Origin of the sequence: Pectobacterium sp. CFBP8739, assembly GCF_013449375.1 — a bacterium.
Taxonomy (GTDB): domain Bacteria; phylum Pseudomonadota; class Gammaproteobacteria; order Enterobacterales; family Enterobacteriaceae; genus Pectobacterium.
The window spans coordinates 286,972-303,712 of record NZ_JACDRR010000011.1; the positions used below are offsets into that span (position 1 = coordinate 286,972).

At 53.3% G+C, this 16,741-nt stretch carries 13 protein-coding genes and 1 pseudogene; 11 read left to right on the forward strand and 3 right to left on the reverse strand.

The genetic code is table 11. The annotated features are described in order from the left end of the window. Positions 1–216: 216 nt before the first annotated feature. Positions 217–2,889: an aconitate hydratase AcnA gene (gene acnA / locus H0247_RS12090; RefSeq protein WP_180742746.1), complete on the forward strand. Its 2,673-nt coding sequence runs from the start codon at positions 217–219 to the stop codon at positions 2,887–2,889. 73 nt (positions 2,890–2,962) lie between these two features. Here the strand turns inward: acnA and H0247_RS12095 are convergent, their stop codons facing one another. Both H0247_RS12095 and H0247_RS12100 read right to left on the reverse strand, forming a co-directional pair. Further along, a complete protein-coding gene (locus H0247_RS12095; protein WP_180742747.1) occupies positions 2,963–3,394 on the reverse strand; it encodes a putative T6SS immunity periplasmic lipoprotein in 432 nt (143 codons plus the stop codon). A 2-nt stretch (positions 3,395–3,396) separates the two neighbouring features. Continuing rightward, positions 3,397–3,929: pseudogene (locus tag H0247_RS12100) on the reverse strand (type IV secretion protein Rhs). A gap of 295 nt (positions 3,930–4,224) precedes the next feature. Between H0247_RS12100 and H0247_RS12105 the strand changes: the two are divergent. Continuing rightward, entirely contained in the window at positions 4,225–5,856 is a 1,632-nt protein-coding gene (locus tag H0247_RS12105) for an ABC transporter substrate-binding protein (RefSeq protein WP_180742748.1), read from the forward strand. 72 nt (positions 5,857–5,928) lie between these two features. Here the strand turns inward: H0247_RS12105 and ribA are convergent, their stop codons facing one another. Beyond that, on the reverse strand, positions 5,929–6,522 hold the full coding sequence (ribA, locus tag H0247_RS12110; RefSeq protein ID WP_180742749.1) for a GTP cyclohydrolase II: 594 nt from the start codon (positions 6,520–6,522) through the stop codon (positions 5,929–5,931). Between the two features lie 311 nt (positions 6,523–6,833). On the opposite strand from ribA, the gene pgpB reads away from it, so the two are divergent. From pgpB to H0247_RS12160, 9 genes are all read left to right on the forward strand, one after another. Continuing rightward, positions 6,834–7,610: a phosphatidylglycerophosphatase B gene (gene pgpB / locus H0247_RS12115; protein WP_180742750.1), complete on the forward strand. Its 777-nt coding sequence runs from the start codon at positions 6,834–6,836 to the stop codon at positions 7,608–7,610. 336 nt (positions 7,611–7,946) lie between these two features. Next, positions 7,947–8,888 carry a D-ribose ABC transporter substrate-binding protein gene (locus tag H0247_RS12125; RefSeq protein WP_180742752.1) on the forward strand — a complete coding sequence of 314 codons (942 nt, stop codon included), beginning with the start codon at positions 7,947–7,949 and terminating at the stop codon, positions 8,886–8,888. A 44-nt stretch (positions 8,889–8,932) separates the two neighbouring features. Then, entirely contained in the window at positions 8,933–9,565 is a 633-nt protein-coding gene (locus H0247_RS12130) for a DUF2291 family protein (RefSeq protein WP_180742753.1), read from the forward strand. After that, positions 9,565–11,118, forward strand: a complete 1,554-nt coding sequence (locus H0247_RS12135; protein WP_180742754.1) for a sugar ABC transporter ATP-binding protein — start codon at positions 9,565–9,567, stop codon at positions 11,116–11,118. The genes H0247_RS12130 and H0247_RS12135 overlap by 1 nt, the downstream gene beginning before the upstream one ends. 1 nt (position 11,119) lies before the next feature. Continuing rightward, entirely contained in the window at positions 11,120–12,217 is a 1,098-nt protein-coding gene (locus H0247_RS12140; RefSeq protein ID WP_180742755.1) for an ABC transporter permease, read from the forward strand. Positions 12,218–12,380: 163 nt separating this feature from the next. After that, complete coding sequence (locus H0247_RS12145) at positions 12,381–13,211, forward strand: transketolase (RefSeq protein WP_180742756.1); 831 nt, start codon at positions 12,381–12,383, stop codon at positions 13,209–13,211. After that, positions 13,204–14,148 (forward strand): transketolase family protein, encoded by a 945-nt coding sequence (locus tag H0247_RS12150; RefSeq protein WP_180742757.1) that lies wholly within the window; start codon positions 13,204–13,206, stop codon positions 14,146–14,148. Before H0247_RS12145 ends, H0247_RS12150 begins: the two co-directional genes overlap by 8 nt. A 2-nt stretch (positions 14,149–14,150) precedes the next feature. After that, entirely contained in the window at positions 14,151–15,641 is a 1,491-nt protein-coding gene (locus tag H0247_RS12155; protein ID WP_180742803.1) for an FGGY family carbohydrate kinase, read from the forward strand. 94 nt (positions 15,642–15,735) lie between these two features. Further along, a complete protein-coding gene (locus H0247_RS12160) occupies positions 15,736–16,734 on the forward strand; it encodes a sugar phosphate isomerase/epimerase (protein WP_180742758.1) in 999 nt (332 codons plus the stop codon). Positions 16,735–16,741 lie beyond the last annotated feature (7 nt).

Here is a 16,741-nt window from a genome sequence, read left to right on the forward strand (position 1 = left end):
CTGCTATCCTCTTCACGTTCCCATTGACACTTATTCCGACTTGCCTCTTTTCAATAGCTAACGACTATCGCTGCGTTCATATTGCATTGTTGCAAAAACGTTATTTTTTGTTTGTGTTATCTTTAAATAACACCGCAAGAACGGGCCGGTTATTGATTGAACGCCTGATGCAGAATAACGAATATGCCCGAAAAACAAGTTAATTTGGGAGGCAGCATGTCATCACACCTTCGCGACACTTGTCTGGACACACTGACGGTACAACAGCAGATTTACCATTACTACAGTCTGCCAAAGGCGGCAAAAACGCTCGGCAGCATCGATAAATTGCCGAAATCACTCAAGGTGCTGCTAGAAAATTTATTGCGCCATCAGGACGGCGACACGGTCGAGCAGGACGATCTTCAGGCGGTGGTGGACTGGCTGAAGACAGGCCATGTTGATCGGGAAATTGCCTATCGTCCTGCGCGTGTATTAATGCAAGATTTTACCGGCGTGCCTGCCGTGGTCGATCTCGCGGCAATGCGAGCGGCGGTGAAACGGCTGGGCGGCGATGTGAATAAGGTTAACCCGCTGTCGCCAGTTGATTTGGTTATTGACCATTCGGTGACGGTTGATCACTTCGGCGATCGTCAGGCGCTCACGGATAACACACAGCTGGAAATGGCGCGTAACCGTGAACGCTATGAGTTTCTGCGCTGGGGGCAAAATGCCTTTAGCCACTTTAGCGTCGTGCCGCCGGGAACCGGAATTTGCCATCAGGTGAATCTGGAGTATCTGGCTAAGGCCATCTGGCATGAAAAGCAGGGCGATAAACAGTTCGCCTATCCCGATACGCTGGTGGGAACCGATTCGCATACCACGATGATTAATGGTTTAGGTGTGCTCGGCTGGGGCGTCGGCGGGATAGAAGCCGAGGCTGCGATGCTGGGGCAGCCTGTTTCGATGCTGATCCCTGATGTCGTCGGCGTGAAACTCAGCGGCAAGATGCGAGAGGGGATAACAGCAACCGATCTGGTGCTGACGGTCACACAGATGCTGCGTAAGCACGGCGTGGTCGGTAAGTTTGTGGAATTTTACGGCGATGGACTGGATTCGCTGCCGCTGGCGGATCGCGCAACCATCGCCAACATGGCACCGGAATATGGTGCGACCTGCGGCTTTTTCCCTATCGATCAAATCACGCTGGATTATATGCGGTTGACCAACCGCCCAGAAGAACAGATCGCGCTGGTGGAAGCTTACAGTAAGCAGCAAGGGCTGTGGCGTAATACGGGTGATGAACCGGTATTTACCAGCCAGCTCGCGCTGGATTTGGCGACGGTGGAAACCAGTCTGGCAGGGCCGAAACGCCCGCAGGATCGTGTGCCGTTAGCTGGCGTGCCGGAAGCCTTTCAAGCCAGTCGGGAGTTGGATGTCAGCACGGTGAAGAATCGTTCGGACTATGAAGAATTCACGTTGGAAGGCGAAACACACCGTCTGCATCAAGGCGCGGTCGTGATCGCTGCGATCACGTCCTGCACCAATACCTCTAACCCGAGCGTGCTGATGACAGCCGGGCTGCTGGCAAAAAATGCCGTAGAGCGCGGTCTGAAAACCAAACCGTGGGTGAAAACGTCGTTAGCACCCGGATCACGCGTCGTAACCGATTACTATGCTAAAGCGGGATTGACGCCGTACCTTGATGAACTGGGGTTCAATCTTGTCGGCTACGGCTGTACCACCTGTATCGGTAACTCCGGCCCGCTGCCGGACGCGATCGAAGCCGCGATAAAAACAGGCGATTTGACGGTTGGCGCGGTGCTGTCAGGCAACCGTAATTTTGAAGGCCGCATCCATCCTCTGGTGAAAACGAACTGGCTGGCATCGCCGCCGCTGGTGGTCGCGTATGCGCTGGCGGGGAATATGAACGTCGATCTGACCCAAGAACCGCTGGGTGAAGATCGTGACGGAAACGCCGTCTACCTGAAAGATATCTGGCCGTCGACGAAAGCGGTGGCGGATGCCGTATTGAATGTCAGCGCGGGCATGTTCCACAAGCAATATGCTGCCGTGTTTGAAGGCACGCAGGAGTGGCAAGACATCGAGGTCGATAACCATCCTACCTACCAATGGCCGGAAGCATCGACCTACATTCGTCAGACGCCTTTCTTTCTGGAAATGGGGAAAGAACCTGAACCGGTTCAGGATATCCACAACGCGCGTATTCTGGCGCTGTTGGGCGATTCGGTCACCACCGACCATATCTCACCAGCCGGTAATATCAAGCGCGATAGCCCGGCAGGAAAATATTTGCTGGAGCGTGGCGTCGAAACCGCGGAATTCAACTCTTATGGTTCACGGCGCGGTAACCACGAAGTGATGATGCGCGGGACGTTTGCCAACATCCGTATTCGTAATGAGATGGTGCCGGGTAAAGAGGGTGGTTATACCCGCCATATCCCGTCGCAGAATGAGATGACAATTTATGATGCGGCAATGCGCTACAAGGAGGAGAATATCCCGCTGGCGCTGTTTGCTGGGAAAGAGTATGGCTCCGGTTCCAGCCGCGACTGGGCCGCGAAAGGCCCGCGCTTACTGGGCGTTCGTGTGGTAATTGCCGAATCGTTCGAACGTATTCACCGTTCTAACCTGATCGGAATGGGGATCCTGCCGCTGGAGTTTCCCGAAGGCGTGACGCGTAAGACGTTGAAGCTCACTGGGGATGAGCAGATTTCGATTACGGGATTAAATCAACTGACGCCGGGGGCGACGGTTGAGGTCAATATCACGGATGCCAGTGGTAACACGCAGACCATCAGCACCCGCTGCCGTATCGATACCCGCAACGAACTGACCTACTACCAGAACGACGGCATCCTGCATTACGTTATCCGTAATATGCTGTAATTTTATATCTGGTCACCGAGGGCAGAAAACCTGCTCTCGGTGGATTGGATCAGCCCGAAGCATAACAAGTACATCAATAATAAGCGGCTTCATCCTTCCTGAGTGGTACGCTTTGGACACTGCCGTTGGTAAACGCTATTGCAGACACGATGCTTCTTCGTGAGTCACCGTATTTTTTCGATTGCAGGATATACCTGACGACGTATGTGCTGTCGTCTAAAAAGTGGTAAAAAGAAGGAGGAAGACACAGTTCACCCTGTGTAACGACTACGCTGGGATTTTCATACAGCGTCCATTCCTGTGGTTGAGCGGTTCTTATGCTGATCGCAATGAGAGTAGGCTGGTAATCCCGAGCATCGCTAACTAAAAAGCAGAGATCGCTTCCCAATTGTTTGACTGATGTCAATTCGTCTGGCTTCAGGCGATCGCCCGAACCGGGGCAACCGACAAGAAGAAAACTCGTCACTATAAGCAGAAGCGCAAACAATTTTGCAGTAAATGTCATCGTTAATTCCAAGGAAAGAACTGCATGGTTTTTTGATATTGTTGCCGTATGGTGGCCTCAGAAGTATCGCCATCAAGGGTGACATCTCCGCGTGCTCTCAACATTTTCCACACTTGATAGCCGTATGTTTTTAAAACGAAATAATCAGCGATTATTTGTGCCTGCTGTTCCATTGGATAGCATCTTAATGTGCGGTTACCAAGTTGGTAGCGATAACTGACAGCCCAACTGACCAAACCTCTAAAGATATGACATTCATACCTCGCTCACGCTGCCAGACGTGGCTCATTTCATGAATAAAGAGGTGTTGGTTGGACATATTCGTGAGGGAAAAATCGTTGCTATACCATGCCCGAAAATACAGTTCTCCATTTGGACTCATGGCGGTGTTTTTATCTTGAAGGCCGAATGGAAGGTAACTACCGTGATGAATCCAAACTTTGTGGTAGTGGATTGAATCACCAAAAATAGATTTAGCTAGCCTTATTTCACCAGACGTAAGCAGCCGCAAGCTCCCTTCTTTTTGATTGTCCATAACAATCTCCACTTGCTGTCGCTACGTGGACGTATAGCTTGGACTATTGACGGTTAAAAATGAAGCGTTACACACAGCAGTGTAACGTTTCATTCTAGACGGTTAAGAAAGATATATTATCCCCGACGCACCAGCGCACGTTTCCCCACATGAAATGCTCGAATCCTCAGGTGAATTGTGGTTAGGTGGTCGTGACGCTAACTACATGGGGAATAAGTAAAAATTATTGCCCATCCATGCCTCGGAATCGCGGAAATGCCGCTTGAAGAATGACGGGGATATAACAGGAGGTTATATGAATGAGTTAATTAAAAAACGCTTCAAACACGCACTGCTGCTCACGCTGTGTACAACAGGCGCGATGACATCGGCTTTTGCTGCCCAGGTTCCTGCCGGGGCGGTACTGGCGGATAAACAAGAGCTGGTGCGGGGCAACGGTTCAGAGCCGGCATCGTTGGATCCGCATAAGGTGGAAAGCGATGTTGAAGGTCACATCATCAATGATTTCTTCGATAATCTGGTTCGCGTGGGCGATGACGGCACTATCGAGCCACGACTGGCGGAGCGCTGGGAGAATAAAGACAACACGGTGTGGACGTTCCATCTGCGGCCTGATGCCAAATGGTCCGATGGTTCACCAATTACTGCGGACGATGTGGTTTACAGTTGGCGACGCCTTGGTGACCCGAAAACGCTGTCACCGTACGGTAGCTATGTCGCCAGTATGTATGTGAAAAATGCGGCGGATATTCTGGCGGGCAAGAAAACGCCAGATTCCTTGGGTATCAAAGCGCTGGATAGTCATACCGTAGAAGTGACGCTGGAGCATCCGCTTTCCTATTTCCTGGAAATGTCGGCTTACCATGTACTGGTACCATTACCGAAAGCGGTGCTTGAAAAACATCCGGAAAACTGGACGCAGGTCGGCAATTTTGTCAGCAGTGGTCCTTACACGCTAAGCGAGTGGGTCGTTAATGAACGTATCGTCGGCACGCGCAATAGCCAGTATTGGGATAACGCACATACCGTGATTAACAAAGTGACGTACCTGCCGATCACTTCACAGGCGGCGGAACTGAATCGCTATAAGTCCGGTGAAGTTGACATTACTGGGCTGTTATCACCAATCCAGTTTGCATCGTTACAAAAAGAGTATCCGAAGGAGGTGAGAGTGTCACCGCTTCAAGGCACTTACTTCTATCAGTTTAATACGCAGAAGCCCCCGTTTAATGATGCTCGGGTACGCCGTGCATTAGATCTCAGTTTGGATAAGACGGTGATTGCAGAAAAAGTGATGGGCATGGGGCAAAAGCCCGCCTACAGTCTGGTTCCTTTGCATACGGGGGGATATAGTTTGCAAAATCCAGAATGGGCGAATTGGACACAGCAACAACGCAATGTAGAAGCGAAGAAACTGTTAGCAGATGCCGGTTTTAATGAAAAGAACCCGCTGCGTTTTAACCTGCTTTACAACACGTCTGAATCCCATTTGCGTGTGGCGATTGCCGCCAGTTCCATGTGGAAGAAGAACCTCGGTGTCGAAGCCACATTACAGAATCAAGAGTGGAAAACCATGCTGGATACGATCCGCACTGGTAACTACGACGTGGTTCGGTATTCCTGGATTGGCGACTACAATGAACCAAGCACTTTTCTGGAAATTCTCCAATCGGGTAATAGTAACAATAACTCTAAATTCACTAGCCCAGAATATGATGCCCTGCTGCAAAAAGCGCTAACGGCAAACAGTCGGCAGGAAAGACAGGCGATTTATCAACAGGCAATGATGATTTTGTCGCAACAAATCCCTTTATCTCCGATTTATCATTATTCTCAACCACAAATGGTGAAAACATATATCGGTGGTTTTTCACCTAATTTCCGTGGTGATTACTTCACGCAAGATATGTACATCCTCAAGCATTAATCCCAATAAAACAGCCGGTTAAAAACCGGCTGTCGTCATTGAAAGATACGATCCTGACGTGAAGCGGGATCGCTATTTCATATCCAGCAGGTGCCCCATTTTGGCGGCTTTGGTCGCCAGATAGTTCTCATTCTTCGGATTACGCCCGACGAGTAATGGCACGCGCTCAACGATATTGATCCCTGCTTCGTTGAGTATTTTCACTTTCTGCGGGTTATTGGTCAGCAGGCGGACTTCATCAACGCCCAGCAGCTTGAACATATCAGCGCACAGTGTGAAATCACGCTCGTCGGCGGCGAATCCAAGCTGTTGGTTGGCTTCCACCGTATCGGCTCCCAGATCCTGTAACGCATAGGCGCGGATCTTATTGAGCAGCCCAATATTACGACCTTCCTGACGGTGGTATAACAGCACGCCGCGGCCTTCTTCGGCGATGTGGCCCAGTGCGGCTTCAAGCTGGAATCCACAGTCACAGCGCAGGCTAAATAACGCATCCCCTGTCAGACACTCGGAATGCACACGGGCAAGTACGGGTACTGAACCGGAAATATCACCATAAACCAGAGCAAGGTGATCGTGGCCTGTGGCAATCTCTTCAAAACCGACCATCAAGAAATCGCCCCACGGGGTGGGCAACTTGGCTTCCGCCACCCGTTTTAGCTGCATACTCTTCTCCAAAAATGCTGTATCCAAAAAGCTTTTTCTAAAAAGCTGCTTTTTAAAAATAAAAGTGTTGAGGCGAATCCTACTGCGCTCCATCGCGCTTGACTAGCAAAAAAGCCTGTCGAAGAACGTCACAAAAATTGAATTACAACGTCACCAGATTGCGTCTGGTTTCAGATTCGTTGACAGAACTGGGCGCTATTTTACGCCATACTGACAGTCCATGTCGGATTTTCTGATAGAATTGTGAAAATTTTGTTGCAAAGCATCATACTGAATTATGGGAAGAAACTATCTGTATTATGGGAAAAACTATGTACGAAATTGCCAAACGAACAACCATTGGTGCTGCGCTATTACTGATTATGCCAATGATTATCTGGATGAGCGGTTGGCAGTGGCAACCGGAGTATAACGGGCTCTGGTTACGCGTACTTTTCTGGATTACAGAAACGGTGACATCGCCGTGGGGCATTCTGACCAGCATCGTGCTGAGCATCTGGTTTCTCTGGTGCCTGCGTTTTCGTCTGAAACCCGCACTCGGTCTGTTAGTCATCATGGCGATTACCGTGCTGGTGGGTCAGGGTATCAAATCGGTGATTAAAGAGTGGGTGCAGGAGTCTCGGCCCTATGTCGTCTGGCTGGAGAAAAATCATCAGGTAGATGACAGCTATTTCTATTCGTTGCCGCGTAAAGAACGTGCTGAACTGGTGAAAACGCAGTTGCAGGACCAAACGCAGATTCCACAATGGCTGCGCAGCCACTGGCAGTTTGAAACCGGCTTCGCTTTCCCTTCTGGGCATACCCTGTTTGCTGCGACCTGGGCACTGCTGGGGGTTGGGCTGCTGTGGGCGCGTCGGCATTACAAAACGGTGGTGATCCTGATGCTATGGGCCAGCGGTGTCATGGGTAGCCGTCTGGTACTCGGCATGCATTGGCCGCAGGATCTGGTGGTGGCGACATTAATTAGCTGGTTGCTGGTGGTGGTCGCCAGCTGGTTGGCGCAGCGCTGGTGCGGCCCGCTCTCGATCCAGTATGAAGAAATTAAAGAACAGGCGGAGGAGGATGTCGCCGAAAATAAATCCTCGTAGACCTTGAATTGTTGTTCCTGCTGTCTGTCATACCCCGTAGATATTCCCCTGTAGCGCGTACCCTGCGGATGGCATGAGTCATCCGCATTTTTTAGCCTTATCCATCACCCTGTGTGCCGTTGCTGACGCAACGTTAAAAATGTATCCCAGTAATTTCTATCTCTCTTATTTCTGTTCTTCTCCGATTCTTACCGCATCGCTGCGCGCAAAATGTAAACAATTTGTGAGCTGCTTCGCTATTCCTGTTTTTGCTGTTGGACAATTTTTCGGTTGGTTGTAAAACTTCATTTGAATGTTAATTCAATATTGAATATATATTCAAACAGGAGAATAACAATGAAACCTTACCGTCTGAAATCCTCCCTACTGGCCATCATGTTTTCCTTCTCTGCCGGTGCGTTCGCCGCAGATAACGGGTTGATCACCATTATTACCCCTTCACACGACAACCCGTTCTTTAAAGCGGAAGCTGAGGGCGCCAGAACCAAAGCCATCGAACTGGGGTACACCACGCTGGTGGCGTCGCATGACGATGACGTCAGCAAACAAAATCAGCTGATTGAAACCGCCATTGCCCGCAAGGCGAAGGCCATCATTCTGGATAATGCCGGAGCCGATGCCACCATTGGCCCGTTGAAAAAAGCGAAAGCAGCCGGTATTCCCGCTTTCCTGATCGACCGTGAAATCAATGAAACCGGCGTGGCCGTGGCGCAGATCGTTTCCAATAACTATCAGGGCGCGCAGCTCGGTGCCGAGAAATTCGTCGAGCTGATGGGGCACAAAGGCAAGTACGTCGAGCTGATTGGGCGCGAATCAGACACCAATGCGCACGTCCGTTCGCAGGGCTACCACGATGTGATCGATCAATATAGCGACATGAAGCGCGTCGCCAGACAAACCGCGAACTGGAGCCAGACGGAAGCCTTTACCCGCATGGAGGCCATCTTGCAGGCAAATCCAGATATTACCGGCGTGATTTCCGGCAACGACACCATGGCGTTGGGGGCGGAAGCGGCGCTGAAGGCGGCGGGGCGTCACGACGTGATTGTGGTGGGTTTTGACGGCAGCGACTATGTGCGCGATTCCATCATCAATAAAGGCAATATCAAGGCTACGGTACTGCAACCTGGCTGGCAACAGGCGCAGATGGCGGTCGAACAGGCAGATTACTACCTGAAAAACGGCAAGGCACAGCACGAAGAAAAACAGCTAATGGACTGCATTCTGATCGACGAATCTAACGCGACCAAACTCAACACCTTTGCGTTGAAACCGTAATGAAGGCGACAGGAGCGTCAGCTCCTGCTGATAAAGGAGTCGTTATGCTGTTCGATGAACGATACCGCGCCTGCTGGGTTGGGATCGGTGCCTTGCTGCTGTCGGCCTGTACGGTGGTCGATCTGGATGAAAACGGTAAACCGATCATTCCGGCCGACCCAGCGGCTACGCTGAGCTATAGCACCATGACGCCAGAGAACATCGCAACAGCGCTGTGGCAGGCAAAGTTACTTCCAACCGCGCAGCAGCAGGCGCTGTCCTGGGACGAGGTGAAGAAAACGCGGTCAACGCTGGAGGGTTCTGGGCGTAAAGCGGTCTATGCACGGTTTCAGGGCACGGTCAGCGGGATTGACCGAGAAAGTCGTGAAGGGAAATTGCTGCTTGATGTGCAAGGTGACGCTGTCACGCTTCAACTCGGGCCGATCGTTAAAGGCAATGCCATCCGCGATGCGGCTGGGTTTATCCGTTTTGAGGATTTCAAAAATCAGGTGCAGTTTGCCCAGTTGACGCGTGCGCTGAATAACAAAGCCCTCGCGTCGTTGCCTGCGCTAGAGGCGGGCGTGCAGGGTAAACCGGTCAATGTCTTGGCGGCGCTGGTGATCACGAAACAGGGCGTCAGTGATGCGGTGCCGATGACGCTAAACCTGACCGAAACGAGCGGCGGAGGGGCGCAGTGATGGAAAAACCAGACACTTCTCTGCAATCAAACGCGGTAAACCGACCCGATATCGTGATGGCGACCCGCGGCATCACCATGCTGTTTCCCGGTACCAAAGCGCTGGATAACGTCGATTACAACGTTTATCGCGGCAAGGTCAACGTGATTATCGGCGAGAACGGTGCAGGTAAATCGACGCTAATGAAGATTCTGGCCGGCGTGCAGCAGCCGACGTCCGGCCAGATTCTGCTGAATGGCGAAGCGGTGCGTATCGCGGATACGCGTGATGCGGCGGCAAAAGGCATCGGCATGGTGCATCAGGAACTTAACCTGTCCGAGAACCTGAGCGTGGCGGAGAACATCTTTCTGGGTCGGGAGCTGCAAAAGGGCGTTGCGCCTATCGATTATCTGACACAGGAGCGGATTGCGGCGGAGCTGATGGCACGTCTCGATCAGGATATTTCGCCGCGTACTGAGGTCGCCAGCCTGAAGGTCGGCCAACAACAACTGGTGGAAATCGCCAAGGCACTGGCGGATCAAGCCGATATTCTGATTCTGGACGAACCCACCTCCGCGCTGAGCAAAACCGAAGTGGAGATTCTGTTTCGCGTGATCCGCGAGCTGACTCGCCAGAATGTTTCCATCATCTACATTTCGCACCGGCTGGAAGAGTTGATGGCGATTGGTGACTACATCACCATTCTGCGAGATGGTTGTTTTCAGGCGGAAGCTGCCGTCAGCGACATCGACGTACCGTGGATCGTGCGGGAAATGCTCGGCGGTGACCCTGTCACCAGCTTCTTACATCCGGGCAGAACGTTTGGTGCGCCCGTGTTGGAAGCGGAGCACCTTACCTGTCTCAATGATGCTGGGCATCAGGTGGTCAATGATGTGTCGCTGATGGTGCGTGAAGGGGAAATCGTCGGTATTTACGGGCTGATGGGCGCGGGCCGCACCGAACTCTTCGAGTGTCTGCTGGGTATTCAGAATGATTATCTGGGCAAGATTTATCTCGATAGCAAACCGGTGAATCCGCGGCTTTCTACCGCACAGCGCATTCGTATGGGCATGAGTCTGGTGCCGGAAGATCGCAAGAAAACCGGCATCTTTCCGCTCTCGTCGGTGGCTTCCAATCTCACCATCGCCAGCCTGTGGCGGCGGCTGAAATACGGCATGGCGATCTTCCAGCGGCAGGAGCAGGAGGTGGTTGCCAGCACGATTGGGCAACTGGCGATCAAAGTCTCTTCGCCCGAGGTGGAAATTCAGGCGCTCAGCGGCGGCAACCAGCAAAAAGTGGTGATTGGCCGCTCGTTGCTGACCAGCCCTAAGGTGTTGCTGCTGGATGAGCCAACGCGGGGTATCGATGTGGGTGCCAAAGCCGACGTCTTTGAAATGATGGTCGGGCTGTCCGAACAGGGCATCGGCGTGCTGTTTTCCACTTCAGATCTGAAAGAAATTATGGCGGTATCGGACCGTATTTTGGTGATGTCGAATGGCAAGCTGACGGCGAATATCGTGCGTCAGTCGGTCAGCGAGTCGGCATTGGTTTCGGCAAGTGCACAAGGGTTCTGACATGAAAACGACTCACCTTCCGGCGGCGTCAGGCGCGCTATCACCGGGTAAGTTTGTACGCTCACGAGAGAGCATCCTGCTGTTAATTCTCAGGCTGCGCACATTTATCGCGCTGTTCCTGATTCTGGGGTTCTTTGCCTTCACGGTGCCCGGATTTTTGGCCACAGGCAGCCTGATCATTATGGTGAAGCACATTGCCATCAATGCCTTTCTAGCGCTGGGGATCACGTTTGTCATCATCACCGCCGGGATTGACCTGTCAATCGGTGCCACGTTAGGGCTGTGTGGCATGGTGGCGGGCTACATGATTACCCAAGGAATTGTGCTGCCGATGTTCGGCGTCGCGATTTTCCCCAGCGTGTGGGTCATCGTCCCCGTCGTGCTGCTGATTGGCGCGCTCATTGGTGCCATCAACGGTTGGATCATCACGCGGTATAACGTTGCGCCTTTTATCTGCACGCTCGGAACGATGTACATCGTGCGTGGGGCATCGATGCTGATTTCCGGTGGGGAAACGTTCCCCGGCTTGGGCGGTAATCCGCAGTTGGGCAACACCGGTTTTGAGCTAATTGGCTCTGCCACCATACTCGGATTACCGCTGGCGATCTGGCTGATGCTGGTGCTGGCCGTGGTGATTGCCTACGTGGCGCGCCGCCTGCCGTTCGGCCGTCATGTCTATGCGATTGGCGACAACGAACGGGCCGCTGAACTCTCCGGCGTCAAAGTGCGCCAGGTCAAAGTCTGGGTTTACACCATTTCCGGCTTCTGTGCGGCTATCGCGGGCATCGTGGTGTCCTCTCAACTGGTCGCCAGCCATCCGGCAACCGGTACCGCCTTTGAAATGAATGCGATCGCTGCCGTTGTGCTTGGAGGAACATCGCTGGCTGGCGGACGCGGTACGATTCTGGGCACGCTGATTGGCGCGTTTGTTATCGGGATTCTAGCTGACGGGCTGGTGATGATGGGCGTGAGTGAATTCTGGCAGATGGTGATTAAAGGCATCGTCATCATTGTAGCGGTCATTATTGACCAGATGCAAAACCGTATGCAGCACAAGGCCGCCATTGTGTCGCAGAAGGCCGTGGCGGAAGGGGCATAGTTTAAGCGTAGATAGCAGCAGGTTAAGTGTAACGAGCACGGGGCGTCGAGTTGTGGCGAGAGCGATGTCGGTAGGTATGCCGAGGCCCGATTTGAGCGCAATTTTTTTTGATTTGATATGAATAAATATTCGTTTTTGAGTAAAAATTCAATCGAGGTGAAGTATGAATCCGTACTCTTTGTCGGTGGAGGCGCTGACGCACAAAGCCCGCGCCATTCGTCGCCGCATTATTCATCTGAATGCCAATAGTCCGGCTGGCGGGCACACTGGAGCCGACCTGTCACAGGTTGAGATCCTGACGGCGTTGTATTTTCGCATTCTGAACTGTGCACCGGATCGCCTTCAGGATCCACAGCGGGATATTTACATTCAGTCAAAAGGTCATGCAGTCGGCGGCTATTACTGTTGTCTGGCGGAAGCGGGGTATTTCCCTGAATCGTGGCTGGCGACCTATCAGCACCCTGATTCGCATTTGCCAGGGCATCCGGTCAAACACAAAACGCCGGGGATTGAGCTGAACACTGGTGCTCTCGGGCACGGGTTGCCGGTTGCCGTCGGCATAGCGCTGGCGGCGAAGCGTGATCACAGTCCGCGCCGGGTATTTGTTCTGACGGGCGATGGTGAACTGGCGGAAGGCAGCAACTGGGAAGCAGCGCTGGCGGCGGCGCATTACCAACTGGATAACCTGATCATCATCAATGACAAGAACAAGCTACAGCTGGCGGGGCCGACGCGTTCCATCATGAATACCGACCCGCTGGCGGAAAAGTGGCAGGCTTTTGGCCTACAGGTCACAGAATGCGCTGGTAATGACATGCGCTCGGTAGTGGAAACGCTGGAGAATCTGCCGCGCAACGGCAAGCCGAACGTGGTGATTGCGAATACGGAAAAAGGCGCAGGCGTGTCGTTTATTCAGGGGCAGGCTGAGTGGCATCACCGTGTGCCGAAAGGCGAGGAAATTGCACTGGCGCTGGAGGAATTAAAAGATGAGTAACGCAGAGCATCTGGCTACCGTCATGGTCGAGCAGTTCATCAAGGCCGTCGAACGCGGGATTGATATTGTTCCGGTGTTGGCGGATTCGACCTCTACGGCGAAGATTTCACCGTTCATACAGCGTTTCCCCGACCGCATCGTCAACGTGGGGATCGCAGAACAAACTATGGTGGGGACGGCGGTAGGACTGTCCATCGGCGGCAAGATTGCAGTGACCTGTAACGCGGCACCGTTTTTGATCTCCCGTGCGAATGAACAGCTCAAAGTCGACGTCTGTTACAACAACAGCAACGTCAAGCTATTCGGGCTGAATGCGGGCTGTAGCTATGGCCCGCTCGCCAGCACGCACCACAGTATTGACGACATCGCGGTGCTGAGAGGGTTTGGCAATATTGAGATCTACGCGCCGTCCAGCCCAGAAGAGTGCCGTCAGATTATCGATTATGCGTTTGAACATCAGGGACCGGTCTATATCCGCCTTGATGGGAAACCGCTGCCTGCCTTGCACGATGAGCGGTATCGCTTTGTGCCGGGACAGATCGATGTGCTGCGCAAAGGTCGCGATATCACGCTGGTCGGGCTGGGGTCGGCCGTGCATGAAATTGTGACGGCGGCTGAATTATTAGCAGAAAAAGGACTTTCCGCTACGGTGGTTAATCTTTCCTCTATCCGCCCGTGCAATACTCAGCAATTGCTTGAAATTCTGAGTGAAACACCTCGAGTCATCACAGTCGAGGAACATAACGTCAACGGCGGTGCAGGCAGTCTGGTAGCGGAAGTGCTGGCGGAAGCGGGCAGCGGAATTCCTCTTGTGCGGTTGGGGATTCCCGATGGTCAATACGCGATTGCCGCCGATCGGAGCGCGATGCGTGCGCATCACGGGCTGGACGCGACGGGCATTGTCAACGCAGCACTGCGTCTTTGTCCGGGAGGCTGATGATGTTTACGCCAGTTATTTTGGCAATCGATGAAGGGACGACGAACGCCAAGGCGATTGCCGTCGATGAGCGAGGGCACATTCTGGCTAAAGCGTCCGTCGCTTTGCAGGTGATGCACCCGCAGCCGGGCAGAGCCGAGCAGGACGCGATGGCGATTTGGCGTGCGGTGTGTCAGGCGGCAGAAGCCTGCCTGTCGTCATTACACCGGGCTCAGGTGGTGGGTGTGGCGATCAGTAACCAGCGTGAGTCGGTACTGATTTGGGACAGGCGAACCGGAAAGCCGCTGACGCCGCTGGTCAGTTGGCAGGATCGTCGTGCCGAGACGTTTTGCCAGGCATTGCAGGGCAGTGCAGAAGCGCGTCTGATCGAATCCCATACCGGACTACAGGTCGATCCGCTTTTTCCCGCTGCCAAGCTGCACGCCATGCTGGCGGAATTGCCCGATGGTGCCGCTCGGGCGATGCAGGGGGAGCTGTGTATCGGAACGGTGGATTGCTGGCTTAACTGGCAGCTTAGCGGGGGACGGGCGTATTCCACCGACTATTCCAACGCGGCACGAACCCAACTGTTCAATATCCACCGCGGCTGCTGGGATGAGGATCTACTGGCGCTGTTCGGGATTCCCAGCGTATGCCTACCCGCCGTCACGCCGTCCTCGGCGTTGCATGGTCACACGGGGGCAACGGGAATCAGCGGGCTTGCTGCTGGCGTACCGATTGTGGCGCTGATTGGCGATTCTCATGCGGCGCTGTATGGGCAGGGCATCACCCAAAGTGGGGAAATCAAAGCGACATACGGCACCGGCTCGTCGCTGATGACTACCATCAACACGCCGCATCAACATGCCGTGGGGCTGAGTACCACGATTGCTTGGCACGATGGTGAATTGCGCTACGCGCTGGAAGGCAACATTACCCACACGGGATCGGGATTTGCTTGGATTGGTCAGATGCTGGGCGTCCCTTCTGTTACGCAACTCACTGAGTTGGCACTCAGCGCCGAGTCTAATCAAGGCGTCTTTTTTGTTCCGGCCTTATCTGGGCTGGGCGCGCCTTATTGGGATGTGCAAGCGCGCGGCCTGCTGTGTGGTTTATGCGATGCCACCACGCCCGCCATTATCGCCCGAGCGGGGCTGGAAGCCATTGCGTATCAGATTGCCGATGTCTTCTTTGCGATGGAGCAGACGTCGCAGGCCGCGTTACTCGCGCTGCGCGTGGACGGCGGCGCGACGCAGAACCGCTGGCTGATGCAGTTTCAGGCTGACCTCTTGCAGCGCCCGTTAATTCGCAACCATAACGCGGAAGTATCTGCGCTGGGTGCGGCGTATCTGGGCGGAAAAATGCTGGGGTGGTGGGAGCACAACGAACAGATCACCGCGCTCCCCAGAGACGTCGAGATTATCGAACCATCAACGACCAACCACGGGGTTTTGGAGAGCTATCAACAGTGGCGAACGGCGATAGCGCGTGCGCGTTTGCGGCCTGAATCATGATTATTTTTAACAGTAAGCATTTTTAACAGTACGAACCTATCCGATACGAAAGATAAGCAGCTCAATATCATTACAAATCAATGAGGTGACTTTTATGGCAACGTATACTTACCCTGAATTTGGTGCCGGTTTGTGGCATTTTGCGAATTATATCGACCGTTACGCGGTGGACGGCTACGGCCCGGCATTAAGTACCCTCGATCAGATCAAAGCGGCGAAAGCCGTCGGCGAGCTTTCCTACGTCGACTTGCCTTATCCCTTCACGCCGGGCGTGACGCTCAGCGAAGTAAAAGATGCGCTGAAAGATGCCGGGCTGAAGGCGATTGGCATCACACCGGAAATTTATCTGCAAAAGTGGTCTCGCGGTGCTTTTACCAACCCCGATCCAGCGGCCCGAGCGGCGGCGTTTGAACTCATGCACGAATCTGCGGGCATTGTGCGCGAACTCGGCGCGAATTATGTCAAAGTCTGGCCGGGTCAGGATGGCTGGGATTATCCGTTCCAAGTCAGCCATAAAAACCTGTGGAAGCTGGCGGTTGATGGCATGCGCGATCTGGCGGGCGCGAACCCCGATGTGAAATTTGCCATCGAGTACAAGCCGCGTGAACCGCGCGTGAAAATGACCTGGGACTCTGCTGCGCGAACGCTGCTGGGTATTGAAGATATCGGGCTGGATAACGTCGGGGTGCTGCTGGACTTCGGACATGCGCTGTATGGCGGTGAATCACCGGCCGATTCCGCGCAGTTGATTATCGATCGCGGTCGTCTGTTCGGCATGGATGTAAATGACAATCTGCGCGGTTGGGATGACGACCTGGTGGTCGGCACCGTGCATATGACCGAGATCTTTGAATTCTTCTACGTATTGAAAATCAACAACTGGCAGGGCGTTTGGCAGCTCGATCAGTTCCCATTCCGTGAGAACCACGTTGAAGCGGCACAGCTGTCTATTCGTTTCTTGAAGCATATCTATCGCGCGCTGGATAAGCTGGATATTCCGGCGCTTCAGGCGGCGCAGGAAGCACAGAATCCGTTACAGGCGCAGCGGATTGTGCAGGATGCGCTATTGTCATCCATTAACGTTAACGAATAGTCGAGTC

Excerpts from the sequence above, each read along its gene's own strand:
- ribA (WP_180742749.1), bottom strand. The coding sequence starts at position 6,522 with ATGCAGCTAAAACGGGTGGCGGAAGCCAAGTTGCCCACCCCGTGGGGC.
- H0247_RS12125 (WP_180742752.1), top strand. The coding sequence starts at position 7,947 with ATGAAACCTTACCGTCTGAAATCCTCCCTACTGGCCATCATGTTTTCC.
- H0247_RS12150 (WP_180742757.1), top strand. The coding sequence starts at position 13,204 with ATGAGTAACGCAGAGCATCTGGCTACCGTCATGGTCGAGCAGTTCATC.
- H0247_RS12155 (WP_180742803.1), top strand. The coding sequence starts at position 14,151 with ATGTTTACGCCAGTTATTTTGGCAATCGATGAAGGGACGACGAACGCC.
- H0247_RS12160 (WP_180742758.1), top strand. The coding sequence starts at position 15,736 with ATGGCAACGTATACTTACCCTGAATTTGGTGCCGGTTTGTGGCATTTT.
- H0247_RS12095 (WP_180742747.1), bottom strand. The coding sequence starts at position 3,394 with ATGACATTTACTGCAAAATTGTTTGCGCTTCTGCTTATAGTGACGAGT.
- H0247_RS12105 (WP_180742748.1), top strand. The coding sequence starts at position 4,225 with ATGAATGAGTTAATTAAAAAACGCTTCAAACACGCACTGCTGCTCACG.
- pgpB (WP_180742750.1), top strand. The coding sequence starts at position 6,834 with ATGTACGAAATTGCCAAACGAACAACCATTGGTGCTGCGCTATTACTG.
- H0247_RS12135 (WP_180742754.1), top strand. The coding sequence starts at position 9,565 with ATGGAAAAACCAGACACTTCTCTGCAATCAAACGCGGTAAACCGACCC.
- H0247_RS12140 (WP_180742755.1), top strand. The coding sequence starts at position 11,120 with ATGAAAACGACTCACCTTCCGGCGGCGTCAGGCGCGCTATCACCGGGT.
- H0247_RS12130 (WP_180742753.1), top strand. The coding sequence starts at position 8,933 with ATGCTGTTCGATGAACGATACCGCGCCTGCTGGGTTGGGATCGGTGCC.
- acnA (WP_180742746.1), top strand. The coding sequence starts at position 217 with ATGTCATCACACCTTCGCGACACTTGTCTGGACACACTGACGGTACAA.
- H0247_RS12145 (WP_180742756.1), top strand. The coding sequence starts at position 12,381 with ATGAATCCGTACTCTTTGTCGGTGGAGGCGCTGACGCACAAAGCCCGC.